The 13,430-nt window shown below is 67.3% G+C and carries 16 protein-coding genes; 4 read left to right on the forward strand and 12 right to left on the reverse strand.

What is annotated here, in order from left to right; translation table 11 throughout:
* Positions 1–15: 15 nt before the first annotated feature.
* The 11 genes from MF270_RS14965 to MF270_RS15015 form a co-directional block, all read right to left on the reverse strand.
* Complete coding sequence (locus MF270_RS14965) at positions 16–837, reverse strand: aspartate dehydrogenase (protein ID WP_238366704.1); 822 nt, start codon at positions 835–837, stop codon at positions 16–18.
* Positions 837–2,543: a thiamine pyrophosphate-binding protein gene (locus MF270_RS14970; RefSeq protein ID WP_238366705.1), complete on the reverse strand. Its 1,707-nt coding sequence runs from the start codon at positions 2,541–2,543 to the stop codon at positions 837–839. The genes MF270_RS14965 and MF270_RS14970 overlap by 1 nt, the downstream gene beginning before the upstream one ends.
* Complete coding sequence (locus MF270_RS14975; protein WP_238366706.1) at positions 2,509–3,297, reverse strand: SDR family oxidoreductase; 789 nt, start codon at positions 3,295–3,297, stop codon at positions 2,509–2,511. Before MF270_RS14975 ends, MF270_RS14970 begins: the two co-directional genes overlap by 35 nt.
* Positions 3,298–3,300: 3 nt before the next feature.
* Positions 3,301–4,248 (reverse strand): VOC family protein, encoded by a 948-nt coding sequence (locus MF270_RS14980; RefSeq protein WP_238366707.1) that lies wholly within the window; start codon positions 4,246–4,248, stop codon positions 3,301–3,303.
* Positions 4,245–5,075, reverse strand: coding sequence for an alpha/beta fold hydrolase (locus MF270_RS14985; RefSeq protein WP_238366708.1), 831 nt, complete (start codon positions 5,073–5,075; stop codon positions 4,245–4,247). The genes MF270_RS14980 and MF270_RS14985 overlap by 4 nt, the downstream gene beginning before the upstream one ends.
* Positions 5,076–5,078: 3 nt before the next feature.
* Positions 5,079–5,942: an ABC transporter permease gene (locus MF270_RS14990; protein ID WP_238366709.1), complete on the reverse strand. Its 864-nt coding sequence runs from the start codon at positions 5,940–5,942 to the stop codon at positions 5,079–5,081.
* 5 nt (positions 5,943–5,947) lie between these two features.
* On the reverse strand, positions 5,948–6,940 hold the full coding sequence (locus MF270_RS14995; protein WP_238366710.1) for an ABC transporter substrate-binding protein: 993 nt from the start codon (positions 6,938–6,940) through the stop codon (positions 5,948–5,950).
* 87 nt (positions 6,941–7,027) lie between these two features.
* Positions 7,028–7,807, reverse strand: coding sequence for an ABC transporter ATP-binding protein (locus MF270_RS15000; protein ID WP_238366711.1), 780 nt, complete (start codon positions 7,805–7,807; stop codon positions 7,028–7,030).
* Between the two features lie 28 nt (positions 7,808–7,835).
* Positions 7,836–8,465, reverse strand: coding sequence for a hypothetical protein (locus MF270_RS15005; RefSeq protein ID WP_238366712.1), 630 nt, complete (start codon positions 8,463–8,465; stop codon positions 7,836–7,838).
* Complete coding sequence (locus MF270_RS15010; RefSeq protein WP_238366713.1) at positions 8,465–9,520, reverse strand: aromatic ring-hydroxylating oxygenase subunit alpha; 1,056 nt, start codon at positions 9,518–9,520, stop codon at positions 8,465–8,467. Before MF270_RS15010 ends, MF270_RS15005 begins: the two co-directional genes overlap by 1 nt.
* Before the next feature lie 15 nt (positions 9,521–9,535).
* Positions 9,536–9,796, reverse strand: a complete 261-nt coding sequence (locus tag MF270_RS15015; RefSeq protein WP_238366714.1) for a recombinase-like helix-turn-helix domain-containing protein — start codon at positions 9,794–9,796, stop codon at positions 9,536–9,538.
* 89 nt (positions 9,797–9,885) lie between these two features.
* Here MF270_RS15015 and MF270_RS15020 point away from each other — a divergent pair, with 89 nt between their 5' ends.
* From MF270_RS15020 to MF270_RS15030, 3 genes are all read left to right on the forward strand, one after another.
* Positions 9,886–10,260, forward strand: coding sequence for a hypothetical protein (locus MF270_RS15020; protein WP_238366715.1), 375 nt, complete (start codon positions 9,886–9,888; stop codon positions 10,258–10,260).
* Entirely contained in the window at positions 10,253–10,636 is a 384-nt protein-coding gene (locus MF270_RS15025) for a RidA family protein (protein ID WP_238366716.1), read from the forward strand. Before MF270_RS15020 ends, MF270_RS15025 begins: the two co-directional genes overlap by 8 nt.
* 99 nt (positions 10,637–10,735) lie before the next feature.
* Positions 10,736–11,539 carry an IclR family transcriptional regulator gene (locus tag MF270_RS15030; protein ID WP_238366717.1) on the forward strand — a complete coding sequence of 268 codons (804 nt, stop codon included), beginning with the start codon at positions 10,736–10,738 and terminating at the stop codon, positions 11,537–11,539.
* Here MF270_RS15030 and MF270_RS15035 read toward each other — a convergent pair whose 3' ends face one another.
* Entirely contained in the window at positions 11,540–12,331 is a 792-nt protein-coding gene (locus tag MF270_RS15035) for an IclR family transcriptional regulator (RefSeq protein ID WP_238366718.1), read from the reverse strand.
* Between the two features lie 105 nt (positions 12,332–12,436).
* On the opposite strand from MF270_RS15035, the gene MF270_RS15040 reads away from it, so the two are divergent.
* Positions 12,437–13,384, forward strand: a complete 948-nt coding sequence (locus MF270_RS15040) for a cupin domain-containing protein (protein ID WP_238366719.1) — start codon at positions 12,437–12,439, stop codon at positions 13,382–13,384.
* The last annotated feature ends 46 nt before the right edge of the window (positions 13,385–13,430 follow it).

The raw sequence follows: 13,430 nt of genomic DNA on the forward strand, positions 1-13,430 counted from the left end.
CTTTCATCGTGAGCCTCAGATCGCGACCGGCCCGGCGGCGTTCAGGATCTCGCGCGCAACGGAATAGACGGTCGACAGGGATGTCTTGGGATTGTCCGGCGAGGGCTTGCCTTCGAGCCGGATGGTGAAATCGAGCGCGTCCGAGCGCACGGTGACTTCGTGCACGTTGCCCGGCGCCGCGGGGTCTGCGATCATGCGCACGCGGGTCGCGTCCATGCCCGCGCCCGCCAGCGCGACCGTGGCCGCGACATTGGCGTTCTTGGGATAGGCGGTAGCAGCCTCGCGCGCGGTACCTTCGAAAAAGATCTGCGCCTCGGTGAGCGCGCCGAGGTCCAGCAGCGTTTCGGCCGGGGTGCCCTGCCAGGCGCGCGGGGGCTTGCGCGAGGTATAGGTGACCTCGGTCAGGCCCGATAGCCGTGCGGCGACAAGCGCGTCGATGCCGCCGACCGCGCCGGGGACGAGGTGCAGGCGCGTCTTCCCGGCCTTGGCGGCGTCGCGCAAGGCGTTGTCCAGCGCCGCATCCGCCAGGGCGCCGACCGAGACGATGACGCAGGGGATGCCCGCCTTGAGGCAGGGCAACACGCCGTACATGACGCCTTCGTGGGTTGCCACCTCGACAACGAGGTCGGGCTTGGCGGCGATGAGGGCAGACGCCTCCGTATGGATCGCCGCCGTTACGCCCAGCCGCTTGTCCGGCCCGTGGAACGCCTTGGCCGCGCGGGTTTCGGCCCCCGCACGCGCGAGCACGTCGAGGGCGGAAAGGCGCAAGCCTTCATCGGCAAGCACCCCGAGGAGCGCCTGCGCGATGTTGCCGTATCCAATGAGGCCAAGCCGCATCACTCGGCCTTTCCGGCCGCACCCGCCGGCGGGCCGGCAAAGGCCTGGGCGAAGGGGCCGATGGCGTTCATGTCGACCTCGACCACTACCGGGCCCTCGGTCGCGATGGCCTCGTCCAGCGTCGCGGCGAAGGCGTCCACCGACTTGACCACCTTGTGCGGCATGTCGATGGCATCGCAGAGCTTTGCAAAATCCGGGGTCTTCAGCGCCGAATAGTGCCGCCGCCCGCCGTATTGCGCGTCCTGGATGTTCTCGATCACGCCGTAGGCCTGATCGTTCATCAGCACATAGACCAAAGGCGCCTCTTCCTGCACGGCAGTGATCAGCTCGGCGATGCCCAGCTGCGCGCCGCCGTCGCCGACCAGCGTGATCGCCTTGGGGCCGGGGCTGGCCAGCGCCGCGCCGATGCCCATGGCGATCCCCTGCCCGATGCCGCCCCCAAGCGCATGTACGCCCAGGCGCGGCCCGGCGAACTGCACGTAGCGGTTGCCGAAGGTGGAGTTCGAGATGGTCACGTCGCGCACCCAGGGGTGGCCGCCCTGCGAGACCTTTTCCAGCAGCACGTCGGCGACCACCTGGTACGGCCCGAGTCGCTGACGCATCGCGCCCTCGGCCAGCGCGCGGGCGGTCGAGATCTCGTGCGGCAGGTTCGGGTCGGTGTCGAGCTTGGCCGGCAGCCGGTCCAGCAGGCGGCGCAGCGTGTCGGCCGCGTCGCCGTGAATGAACAGCTCGACCGGGTAGTTGCGACCGCCCTGGCTCGCCTCGGCGTCGATCTGCGCCAGCGGCGGCAGCGGCAGCAGGTTGTCCTTGGTCTCGTTCCCGCGCAGCCGCGAGCCGACGACCAGCATCAGGTCGCAGGTGGCGTAAAGCTGCTCGGCCTGCGGGGTCATGTTGAAGGCGCCCAGCGTGGCCGGGTTGTCCTCGGCCACGACCGCGCGGCCGTTGGTCGAGGTGACGGCGCCGAAGCCGCGCGCGACCAGCTCGGTCGCCTCGGGCCCTGCGGCGCGGGCACCACCGCCCAGCCAGATCAGCGGGCGTTTCGCGGCCAGCACCCGGGCGGCCAGCGCGTCGATGGCGGCGTCGGGCGCGATGGGGCGCGTGACGGTGATCTCTCCGATGGATGCCCCGCCCGAGACTTCGCTGCGTTGCAGGTCCACCGGGATCTCCAGGCTCACCGGGCCGGAGGGCGCCGAGAGCGCGGCCGAGGCGGCAGCCTGCAGCACGCCCATCGCGGCGTGCGCGTCCCAGATGCGGAACACCTGCTTGGACATGCCCTGCAACATCTGCGGCTGTTTCGGCACGTCATGGATCGGCGCGCGGTCACGGTCGGCGAATTTCAGGTCGACCTGCGACGTGATGTGCAGCAGCGGCGTGCCGGCGGTCAGCGCCTCGACCTGGCCGCCGGCGGCATTGCCCGCCGCCGTGCCGGTCGAGGTCATGACGACCCCCAGCTTGCCGGTGACACGCGCCCAGGCATCGGCCATGTTCATCGCGCCCGCCTCGCCCCGCGCAGGCACGAACCGGATGCGCCCCTGCTCGGCGATGGCGTCGAGAATGGGCATGTTGTGGATGGAAATCACACCGAAGACCGTCGTCACGCCCATGTCGGCGAGCGCGCGCGCGATCTGGTCGCCCACGTGCTGCGGACGGACCGGATCGACTTCGGTGGGTTCAAATGAATCGGGAAACGCCGCCAGAGATTTCAACTTGAGCTCCTGTCATGTAAGAGGATGCGGGCGCGGCGAGGAAGGTCAGCACGCGGGCTGCCTCTGCCGGATCGCCGAGGCGTCCAAGGGGGATGTTCTTTTTCGCGGCCAGATCGGCGTACCAATCGGCGCGGCTTTGGGTCTTGTCCCTGCGCGCCTCGAAGCGGCGCTGCCATTGGTTCGAGTCGATGAGCCCCACGAGGATGGAGTTCACGCGGATCTCCGGCGCGAGTTCCCGCGCCAGCGATTTCAAGAGGTTCTGCACCCCGGCCCGGGCCGAAGAGGTGCAGACCATGTGCGGTTCGGGCTGAAGCGCCAACAGCGAGTTGGTGGCAACGATGGCGCCCTGCCCCGAGGCTTTCAGCTGCGGGATGAAGGCGCGGATCGGGCGGATCTGGCTGAAGTATTTCAGCTCCAGCTCCTCGCGCCAGGCGTCGTCCGTGGTCTCGGCAAAGGTGCTGACGCGGCCTTGCCCTGCGTTGTTGACCAGCGCCGAGGCGCCGCCGAACTCCGCCACCGCTGCGGCGAAGGCGGTCATGTCGTCCTCGACCAGCACGTTGACCGGCTGGGCAAGGACGCGGTCCTCACCGTATTCGGACGCCAGATCGGCGCGCACGGCCTCCAGCCGCTCGGCGCCACGGGCGCAGATCGCGACCCGCGCGCCCTCAGTCAGCAGCTGTTTCGCGGTGGCAAGGCCGATGCCGGACGAGCCGCCCGTCACCACCACCACCTTGTCTGTCAGTCCAAGATCCATGACTTATTCCGCCGCGTCCTTGGAGGCGTTCGACGGCGGGAAGCCCGGGTCTGGCCGCCCCATCATCACCGCGCGCTGCGCCGGCGTCGGCGGGCCGGCGGTCATCCACTGGTCCATCTTTTCGGGCACGTCGCGCGGCCAGACCTGCGCCTCGTGCGTCGCCTCGTCGATCTGCTGCACCTCGGAGGTGAACTCAATCACGAAACCCGAGGGCGAGACGAAATAGGCAAACGGGTTGTCGCCCGGCCCGTGACGGCCCGGCCCCCAGCTGGGCACCTGGCCCTTCTGGCGCATACGGCCGATGCCGCGCATGAAATCGTCGATGCTCGCCATCTCGAAGGCGACGTGGTTGACGCTGGCATAGGGCGCGCGGACCAGCGCGATGCAGTGGTGATCCACCGTCTCCATGTCCGAGGCCGAGCGGAGGAAGACCATCTGGTCGGCCGAATAATCCGAGACCCGAAAGCCCAGAACATCGCGATACCAGGACTCGACACCCTCCATGTCGGGGGTGTTGATGACGCAATGGGTGATCTTGCGCGGATAGGCGAACTCGGGCTCGGACGGTTTCATCTCGAGCTCGGTGGTGAAACGCAGCCGGCGGAAATCGGGGTCGAGCATCTCGAACCCGTAGCCGCCGATGAGGTCGTCGAAGACCGCCGGCGCGCAAAGCACATGGGCACCCGCCGCCAGCACCTGCGCATGCAGCGCATCCATGCTGGCGCGGTCGGGCATGCCGAAATGGATGTAGTCCAGCCCGTAGGTGTCGCCGTCCTTGAGGCCGTAGACAAAGGGCTCGGCCCCGGTCGCGGCGAGGTAGACGATGCCGTCGCCTTCCTTGGCGATCTTCAGGCCCCAGTCGTTGACGTAGAACATCTTGGTGGCGGTCATGTTCGGCGCGCGCATGACGACGCTGCGCAGATGACCGACCCGTGCTGTCGGAGTGTTCATTGGACGGATTCCTTCTTGCGGGGGGCCGTGGGCTCGGGGCTGGCCCGAAGCGCGGCCGCAAACTCTGCGGGGGTTTCCACGTGGCAGGCGTGTCCGCTGCCCGGGATCTCGTGAATCTCTGTGCCAAGGGCCGCGGCGGCCGCCTCGGATTGGGCGCGCGGGGTGATGATGTCGCCGGTGCCCCAGATGACCATGGCAGGCGCGGTGACGCGCGAAAGGCTGTCGACCAGCCGGCCAGAGGCGAGCATCTTCACCGCCTGCCCGTAGCCCGGCATCGTCACCTGCGCCATGGCGTCCACCACGCGGGCCTTCGCCTCGGGGCGCCCCTCGGGGTCGGCCAGCAGGCGTGGGCCGCGATCCTCGGCCACCGCGCGGGCGCCCTTGAGGTCAATCGCCGCGATGCGGGCGGCGGCGGCCTCCGACAGGTCGCCCGGCACCTTGCCGTGGCCACAGGCCGAGGCGGCGAGGATCAGCGTATCGACCCGCTCGGGCGCGTCAGCAGCAAAGCGCGCCGCCATCAGCGTGCCCAGCGAATGGCCCAGCAGCGTCACCGCCCCCAGCCCCAGCACATCAAGGAAGCGCCCCAGCGCGGCGGCATAATCGGCCTCGGTCGGCCATTCGGCGGTCAGCGCTTCCGAGCCGCCATAACCCGGCGCGTTCCAGGCGATCACGTCCCAACCGGCCGGCAGGTGATCCAGCATCGGCCGGAACGACCCGGCGTTCGAGCCGATGCCATGCAGGCAGACCAGAACCCGGCCCGGCCCCGGGCGACGCCAAAAGGCGATCCCGGCGGCGCGGTCTTCGGTCAGGGGGGCGGCGGCGGGCATCGCTTAGTGCTCCTCGCGGACGAGGTAGTGCAGCACGCGCTTTTCGACGGCGGCGACGGCGAAATAGAGCGCGACGCCGATGACGGTCAGCAGGATGATCGCGTCGAACACCATGGCCGTGTTGGCCTGGCCCTCGCCATAGGTGATGAGGAAGCCGAGCCCGGTGTTGCCGCCGACCAGCTCGCCCACCGTGACACCAATCACGGCCAGCGTGGCGCCGATGCGCAGACCGGCAAAGAGGTTCGGCAGCGAGGACGGCACCTCGATCTTGCGGAAGATCGTCCAGCGGTTCATCGAGTAGACGCGGGCCAGGTTCACGAGGTCACGGTCCACCGTCTTCATGCTTTGAAGCACGTTCACGAGGATCGGGAAGAACACGATCAGCACGGTCACCAGCAGCTTGGGGATCGAATTGTAGCCGAACCACATGATGAAGAGCGGCGCAAAGGCGACCTTGGGCGCGATCTGCAGCGCAAGGATGTAGGGCGAGAGCACCCGCTCCATCAGGCGCGACATGCCCAGCAGATAGCCACAGGCCGCGCCCAGCAGGCCGCCCAGGACAAAGCCCAGCAGCGCCGAGGTCAGCGTCGACATGAAGTGGCGCAGCAGGTCCTCGCGCGCGGCAAGGCGGCCGAATTCGGCCATGCAATCCGAGAAGGTCGGGATGATGTAGCGGGGCAGCCCGAGCGCGGGCGGCAGGAATTCCCAGATGGCGATGACGATGACGCCAAGGCCGATGATGGCGGCAATCTCGGTCTGGTTGCCGCCAAGGGTGTTACGCAGGCCAAGGAAGGTCGTCGCCTGCCGGCCCGGGCCGCTGCCGGACCCTTTCGGGTCCGGTGCGAGTTTCGTTTGCGTGTCTGCCATGGCCATTATTCCGCACCCACGAAGGCGTTGGTGTAGACGTCATCCAGCGGCAGCTTTTCGCTGATGATGCCGGCCTCGGCGTAGAAATCCATCACGGTCTGCACGCGGTCGGCCTCGAAGGCGCCCATGGTCTGGCCCTCGTCGGTGGCATAGACCAGCTCGGTGTAACGGCGCATGCGGTCTTCGAGCATGGCGGCCTTGCCCTCGAACTGCGGCAGGAAGCCTTCCAGCAGCTCGGCCGAACCGGCCGGGTCGGTCATCACGTCTTCCATTCCGCGCAGGGTGGCGGTGACAAAGCCCTTGACCACCTCGGGGCGGGTTTCGATCATCTTGTCCGAGGCGAGGATGGCCTGCGCCATGGCCGGAAACAGGTCATTGATAGGGATGATCTTGATCGGCACGCCCGCATCCTCGATCGAGGCGGCCCAGTCCGGCGTGCCGGCGATGGCGTCAAGATCGCCCGAGATCATCAGCTGCACCATTCCGGCCGGGCCGACGGCGCGCACATCGACGTCATCGCGCGTCAGGCCGGCCGAGGAGAGCGCGGCAAGCAGGTTGTAGAAGGTGGTGTCCTGGAAGGCGAGCACGCCGACCGGGTGCCCCTTGAGGCCCGCGATATCCGCCGCCCCGCTGTCCTCGCGGATGACGATCTGCACCAGTGCCTTGCCGCCCAGCAGGGCCACGGCCTTCACCGGCAGCCCGTTCGGGCGCACGATGATCGAGGTGTCGCCGATGCCGCCGCCAAGGTCCGCATTGCCGACCGCGACCTGCTTGGCCACGTCCGCGCCGCCCTTGCCGACAGCCCAGCTGACGTCGAGCCCTTCTTCTTCGTAGTAGCCCTTTGCGCGGGCCACCTGGAACGGGGTGAAGGCCGGCAGGAAGTCGGGCGCCGGGAAGAGGTAGCTGACCTTTTCCAGCTCAGCCGCCCATGCGGCCGGTACCGTCGCAAGAGCCGTGGCCGTGGCCAGAGCGGCCGCTTTGAGAAATCCGAAAGTCATCTTTTTGCTCCTTGTTGGCCGGCCCCCCTGTCGGGCCGGATTTGGTGAACCGGGTTCAGCGCGCAGCTGCCCCAGCGTTTCCGCGGCTCAGGCCGCTTGATCCTCGAGATGAAGAAGATCGAACAAGCGTTTGACGTAATTGCCGCATTTCGATTCCATCGAACGCGCAAGCGGGTCGGTCCGGTTGCCCAGCTCGATCGGGAATTCATCGACCACCGTGCCCGGCCGGCCCGACATGCAGACCACGCGGTCGGACATGATGACGGCCTCGTTCAGGTCGTGGGTGATCAGAACGCAGGTCACGCCGGCCTCGGCGATGGTACGGGCGAAGTGGCGTTGCAGCACCAGCTTGGTCTGCGCGTCGAGCGCCGAGAACGGCTCGTCCAGCAGGATGATGTCGGGCTCGATCACCAGCGTCCGGGCCAGCGCCGCGCGCTGCCGCATACCGCCCGACAGCTGGTGCGGGTACTTGTCGGCGAACTCGGCCAGCTTCATCCTTTCCAGCTCGAGCATGGCGCGCTCGCGCCGCTCGGCCTTGGAGATCTTCTTTTCCTCCAGCCCGAACTCGACGTTCTTGACGATGGACCGCCAGGGCAGCAGCAGGTCTTTTTGCAGCATGAAGCCGACTTCGGGCCGGGTGCCCACGACCTTCTCGCCGTCGATCAGCACCTCGCCTTCGGTCGGCGCATAGAGCCCCGACACCATGTTGAGGATCGTCGACTTGCCACAGCCCGAGGGCCCGACGACCGACACCAGTTCCCCGGCGGCGACGGAAAAGCTCATATCTTCGACCGCGCGCACCTGGTGGCCGGTCTTGCGGTCGGTAAAGACCTTGGTGATCCCTTTGAGTTCCAGGCTGGATGTCATGTCGCGTTCCCTGTTGTCCGTTGCGTCCTCAGCTCCACAGGTAGCCGTAGAGCGTGAGCTGCGAGGTGAGGCGGGTCAGCCCCGTCCCCTCGCCCATGCGGACATCGCGCAGCCATGTCCGTCCGTGAATTTCCATGCCGGTGGCGTTAAGCCGCGAGGCAAAGCGCGCGCCCTGCGCCCACAGCCCGCCCCAGGCATCCGTGCCCTCCATCGACACCGGCGCGGCAAAGCGCGTGCCGGGGATCGACAGGCTGCCAAGCACCTGCATCGCATCAAGAAAAGCGGTGCCCTGCACCTCGGCCCCGTCCAGCACCAGCGCGCCCCAGAACTCGGCCTTGCTGAGGCTCAGCTCCCCGGCGATCACCGACCCGTCGAGCCGCAAATCGTTGCCGAACCGCGCGCCCTCGCCCGAGAGCTTGGCCTCGAACCGGCAGTCGCGCAGCCACGACAGGCCCCGGGTGGTCGCGCCGTCCAGCAGCACCGGCCCTTCGAACAGGCTGCCCGAAAGGTCAAAGCCGCAGAGCTCGCGCCCGCGCAGGTCCAGCGCGCCGGTGACGCGCCGGTCCCGCAGGTCCACGGCCTCCTTGGGGGTGAAGGGCACGGTCAGCGCCCCCACCACCTCGGCGGCCGGGATCGGGGTGAGCGGCGCGTCCTTCATCACGCGCTCTGGCTCTTGGCCGCCTCGGCCGCGTCGAGCGCCTTGAAGTGCTCTTTCGCGCGGCGCACCATCATCTGCCGCAGCCGGCTGACGCCGATGTCGTGCTGGTAGAGCATCTCGCGGCGGCGGGCGTCTTCGGGGATCGATTCCAGCATCTCGCGGTCCTGTTCCAGCACGAACCAGTGCCGGTCTTCGAGGAAGGCGCGATAGAGGAACCGCCAGCTTTCCGCGGCCAACCCCTGCACCTGGCGGCAACGCCAGAAGAAGGAGTGATGCGTGTGCTCGTCGATCGCCACGGCGAACCCGATGATGCGGAACGGGCCGCCCGGGCCGGCACCATCGGGGTACGGGATGTCGAGGCGGAAGAACATCGTGGCCTCGTCCATCACCACCTCGGTGCTGTCCAGGTTGACGCCCTTCTGGCCCACCCGCTCGATCACGAAGCCGTCCTTGGTCCGGTCGAGGTTCATGGTGTCCTGCTTGGACCCGTAGGCCAGCGTGAAGCTGTCATTGTGCAGGTAGCTGGCGTGCATCGGGTCGGCCGCGTTGTCGAGCGACAGGCGGTACGAGCAATCCCAGTGCACCATGCAGGGGAAGACCTGCCATTCGCCGTTGGTGAATTCCACGGGCGGCACAAAGGCGGGCGCCTCGGGCCGGTCGGCCGAGGGCAGGTAGATGAAGATCGCGCCGCCGGCTTCCTCGCAGGCGTAGTGGGTCAGCGCCTTGCGGCCTTCCAGCGCGCAATCGGGCATGGCGGGCACGCGGGCCACGACGCCCTCGCCGTCCACGGACACACCGTGGTAGCGGCAGGCGATGTTGCCGTCCTGCACGACGCCAAGGCTCAGCTTGGCGCCGCGGTGGGGGCAGAAATCCTCGACGCAGCGGACCTTGCCCTTGCCGTCGCGCCACATGACCAGTTGTTCACCGGCGATCTTGCGCGCCAGCGGCTTGCCGGTCTTGACCTGCACCGAGGTCGCCACCGGCACCCAGAAGCCGCGCAGCCCGCGGCTGATGTAATCGTCGACCCGGTCGCGGCCTTTTTCCTGCACTTGCATCGTCTCTCTCCTGTCTCAGGCGCCGATGCCATGTTCGGCATGGGCCGCGTCATGGGAGGCGTTGATCGCTTTCAGCTCGGCCTCGAACACCTCGAGCGTCCAGGCCCCGGTCTCGCCCGAGGGGCGCGCGTCGCCGCGTTCGTTCAGCTTGTCGACGACCTTGGCGAAGTCATGAAGGCCGGTCTCGTAGATCCGCTCGAGCGCGTTGGCGAAGGCCAGTTCGGCCTCGGTCAACGGACGGCCGCGGGACTGATTTTTCAGGGCTGGATCCTGCATCGTGCTGTCTCCCCTGGCTGGGTGCTGGTGTTTGCGTTTGTTCATTTATGAACGTGTTGTTCTTATTTGCAAGCATGCCGATTCGGGCTATGCTGATCAAGAACTTTCGCAACGAGACCCAGAAACAGGAGGTGGAAAGAATGAGCGAAACGATCATGCTCACGGTCTTTCTCAAGCACGACCAGTCCCAGAATCTCGAGCAGATTCAATCGCATCTGTCCGAACAGGATTGGTGGACCGGCTTTCCGCCGAAGGGTGCTGAAATTCTTAGCTGGAATGTGGTCATGGGGATCGGCCAGGTCGTCACCCTGCGCATGCCGCCCGAGATTCTGCCGAAAGTGAACGTGGAACTGGAACGCCGCGCCTGGGGCGTGTTCGAGACCGAGTTCTTCCCGACCTACGATTTCATCCCCGTGCGCGAGCGTCTCGCGCGCGAAGATGCGGAGCGCAAATCCAATGGGTGAGCTGCGCGAAGTGACCGCCCCCGGCATCCCGGCCGCCGTGCCGGGCCTGTTCTCGAACGCCGTGGTCTGCGACGGGGTCGTCTATGTCTCGGGCCAGCATGCGGGCGGGTCCGAGGGTCTTGCGGAGATGACCATGTACGACCAGGCGCGCGAGGCGCTGCGCCGCGTCCAGGCGCTGGTCGAGGCGGCGGGCAGCGACATCACCCGCGTGACCAAGATCACCGTCCTTGTCATCGACATGTCGCAACGGGCCGAGGTGACGCGCGCCCGCAAGGAGGTTTTCACCGGCCCCCTGCCCGCCGCGACCATGGCCGAGGTTAGCGGTTTCGTGGACCCGGCCCTCATGGTTGAAATTGAGGCAATTGCGCATCTATGAGGCGCCCACGCCAAGGACCGGTGCAAAGCGGCTTGGTGCCGCTTTCGCCCCTTACTAGAAGGAAGGCATAACGAGATGAGCCCGGATAGCGCGCACACCATGCCCGAGGATTTGGACGACAAGCCCGCGAGCAAGACCTATGACGTGCCGCCCGTGACCCGGGCGCTGGCGCTCTTGCGTTACATCGCGGCCGGGAACCGTTGCCGGAACTTGTCCAAGGCGTCCAAGGCGGTCGAGATCAATCGCACCACCCTTTTACGGCTGCTCCACACCCTCGAACGCGAAGAGATGATCGAGAAGGCGCCCGAGGGCGAAGGCTACGTGCTGGGCTTCGGCGTGCTGGAACTCGCCTCGAGCCTGCTGGGTAGTCGCGACATCGTGCGCGCCGCGCGCCCCGTGTTGCAGCGGCTGGCGGACGAGACGGGGCTGTCGTCGCATCTTGGGGTCCTGTCTGGCACCGACGTGATCGTGCTGGTGCGCGAGACCCCACAGGCGCAGCTGATCTCCAACATTCGCGAGGGCAGCCGCCTGCCCGCCTATGCCACGGTCATGGGCCGGATGATCCTGGCACATATGCCCCCCGACGCGGTGCGCGCGCTGCTCGCCGGATACGATTTCGCCGCGATCACCGACCAGACGCCGACCACCATCGACAGCCTGCAAACGCAGCTGGCCAAGGACCGCGCGGCCGGGATCGCCTGGTCAGTCGCGTTTTTCGAGGAAGGGATCGGGTCCTGTTCCTGCGTCGTGCTGGACCAGACCGACCTGCCGGTGGCGGCGATCAGCCTCTCGGGACCCCAGGCCTATTTCGAGGAAGGCTCGGACAGCCGCCAGAAGATCGCCGATGGCGTCTGCGAAGCCGCGCGGCGGCTTTCGGCGATGATGGGGCATTTCCCGAAATAGTCAGGCTTTGCCGTCATGGCCCATGAGCCGCGAGATCCGACGCGCCGTCTCGATCAGGTCGGCCCGCAGGGCGCCGCGCAGCTCGGCCTCCGCCTCGGCCGTCTGCGGCGCGGTGATGTTGATGGCGGCCACCACGGCGCCGGTCATGTCGCGAACGGGGGCCGCGGCCGAGACGATGCCGGCCTCGAAATCGCCCGCGTGGATGATCGCCTCGGCCTTGGCATCCAGCCTGGCCTGCTTGACCAACGCGGGCAGCGTCGGCCCCTTGCCCCGCGTCTCGCCGCGCAAGCGGTCGATGATCTCGCCCTCCGACAGCCCCGCCAACAGCACCCGCCCCAACGTCGTGCCTTTCGCGGGCAAGCGGCTGCCCACCTGCACGATCGATGTCGTGGCCGACCGCGCCGGCGCCCGCAGCACATAGAGAACCGAGGCGCCGTCAAGCACGCCCAGATGCGCCGACCAGCCGGAACGGTCGCGCAAGCGCTCGAGCTCGGGCTGCGCGATCTCGACGATCTCGCGGGTGGCGACATAGCCATAGGTCAGCCGCAGCACCCCCGGCCCCAGCGCGTAGCTTTGTGCCCGGTCGTCATGCAACAGGCAGCCGGTCTCGGCCAGCGTGTAGACGGTGCGAAACGCGGCCGAGCGGGTGATTCCCAGCGCCTCGGCAATCTCTTTCAGCGACCAGGACGGCCGGTCGGGGGTGAACAATTTCAACACGTTGAGCCCGCGCAAGAGGCCCGGAACCAGGTAGCGATCCTCGCTTGCGGCGGGGCTGTCGACGGTCTCGGACATCGGGCTTCCTGCTTTGCCAGTAAAACGCCGCGTTCTCTGCAAAACGCATTTGCCGTAGGTTTAGACCCAAGCAAGACATGAGTTCAACCGCGAAAGGACGACGCCATGACCATCCAGGAACAGGACTTCCCCACGCTGGCCGACGCGCTGGCCGCCCATACCGGGCGCTTTACCGACAAGCAGTTCGACTGGAACGCCTTCCCGTCGAACGCCGGTTTCGATGAGCTGGCGCGCGCCCAGATGCGTTATATCGGCGCCGGCGGCTCGCCCAAGGTGGGCGACACCCAGACCCTCAAGCCCGACCATTTCACCCTGTCGTTGATCTACAAGGAAACCGGGAAATACGCCGCCTGCCACAGCCACGAGATCGAGGAAAGCTTCTTGATCATTGACGGCGCGCTGATCGTCGGCTGGGAACGCGACGGCGAAGTGGTCGAGGTGAACCTTGGCCCCAAGGACATGATCCTGAACGCGCGCGAGATCGGCCATGGCTTCCGCGTCGATGGCCCCGAGCCGGTCGTCATGTCGATCAGCGTGGACGTGGGCAAGCCCCTGCCGCCGGTCTACCATTACCACCCCAAGGATTGCGCGCCGGAATTGGCCCGCACCTTCGGTGCCCAGCCGGGCAAGACCCTGCCCTTCGACCGCAAGGGCAGCCATCCGCTGCAGCAGCTGATGTCCAAGTACGTCGTGCGCCATTCCGAGCTTGAGACGATCTGGGATGACGCCGGATTTACCCGCAAGATCTACTGCGGCCCGGGCGGGGTCGAGACCGACACCTGCCGCAAGGAGATGTTGGGCGTGCCGTCCCGCGTGGGCGTGAAACCCTTCGTGCGCGACGTGGAAGATGCCTTCCTCGTGCTCGAAGGTTCGCTGATCGTCGGCTGGGAAGAGGACGGCGAAACGGTCGAGACCGAGCTGGGACCGCGCGACCTGGTGAAAACCCCCGCCGGGCGCAAGCACTGGTTCCGCAACAACGGCGCGCAGGCCGCGACCGTCTGGTACCTGGTCGGCTCGGCCGAGCCGGAAACCGTCACGTTCGAGGCCGCCTGATCGGCCCCGCCCGCCCCTCTTGCGGGGCGGGTCATCACGCAAGACC

Origin of the sequence: Mesobacterium pallidum (genome assembly GCF_019966535.1) — a bacterium.
GTDB classification, from domain to species: Bacteria; Pseudomonadota; Alphaproteobacteria; order Rhodobacterales; family Rhodobacteraceae; genus Mesobacterium; species Mesobacterium pallidum.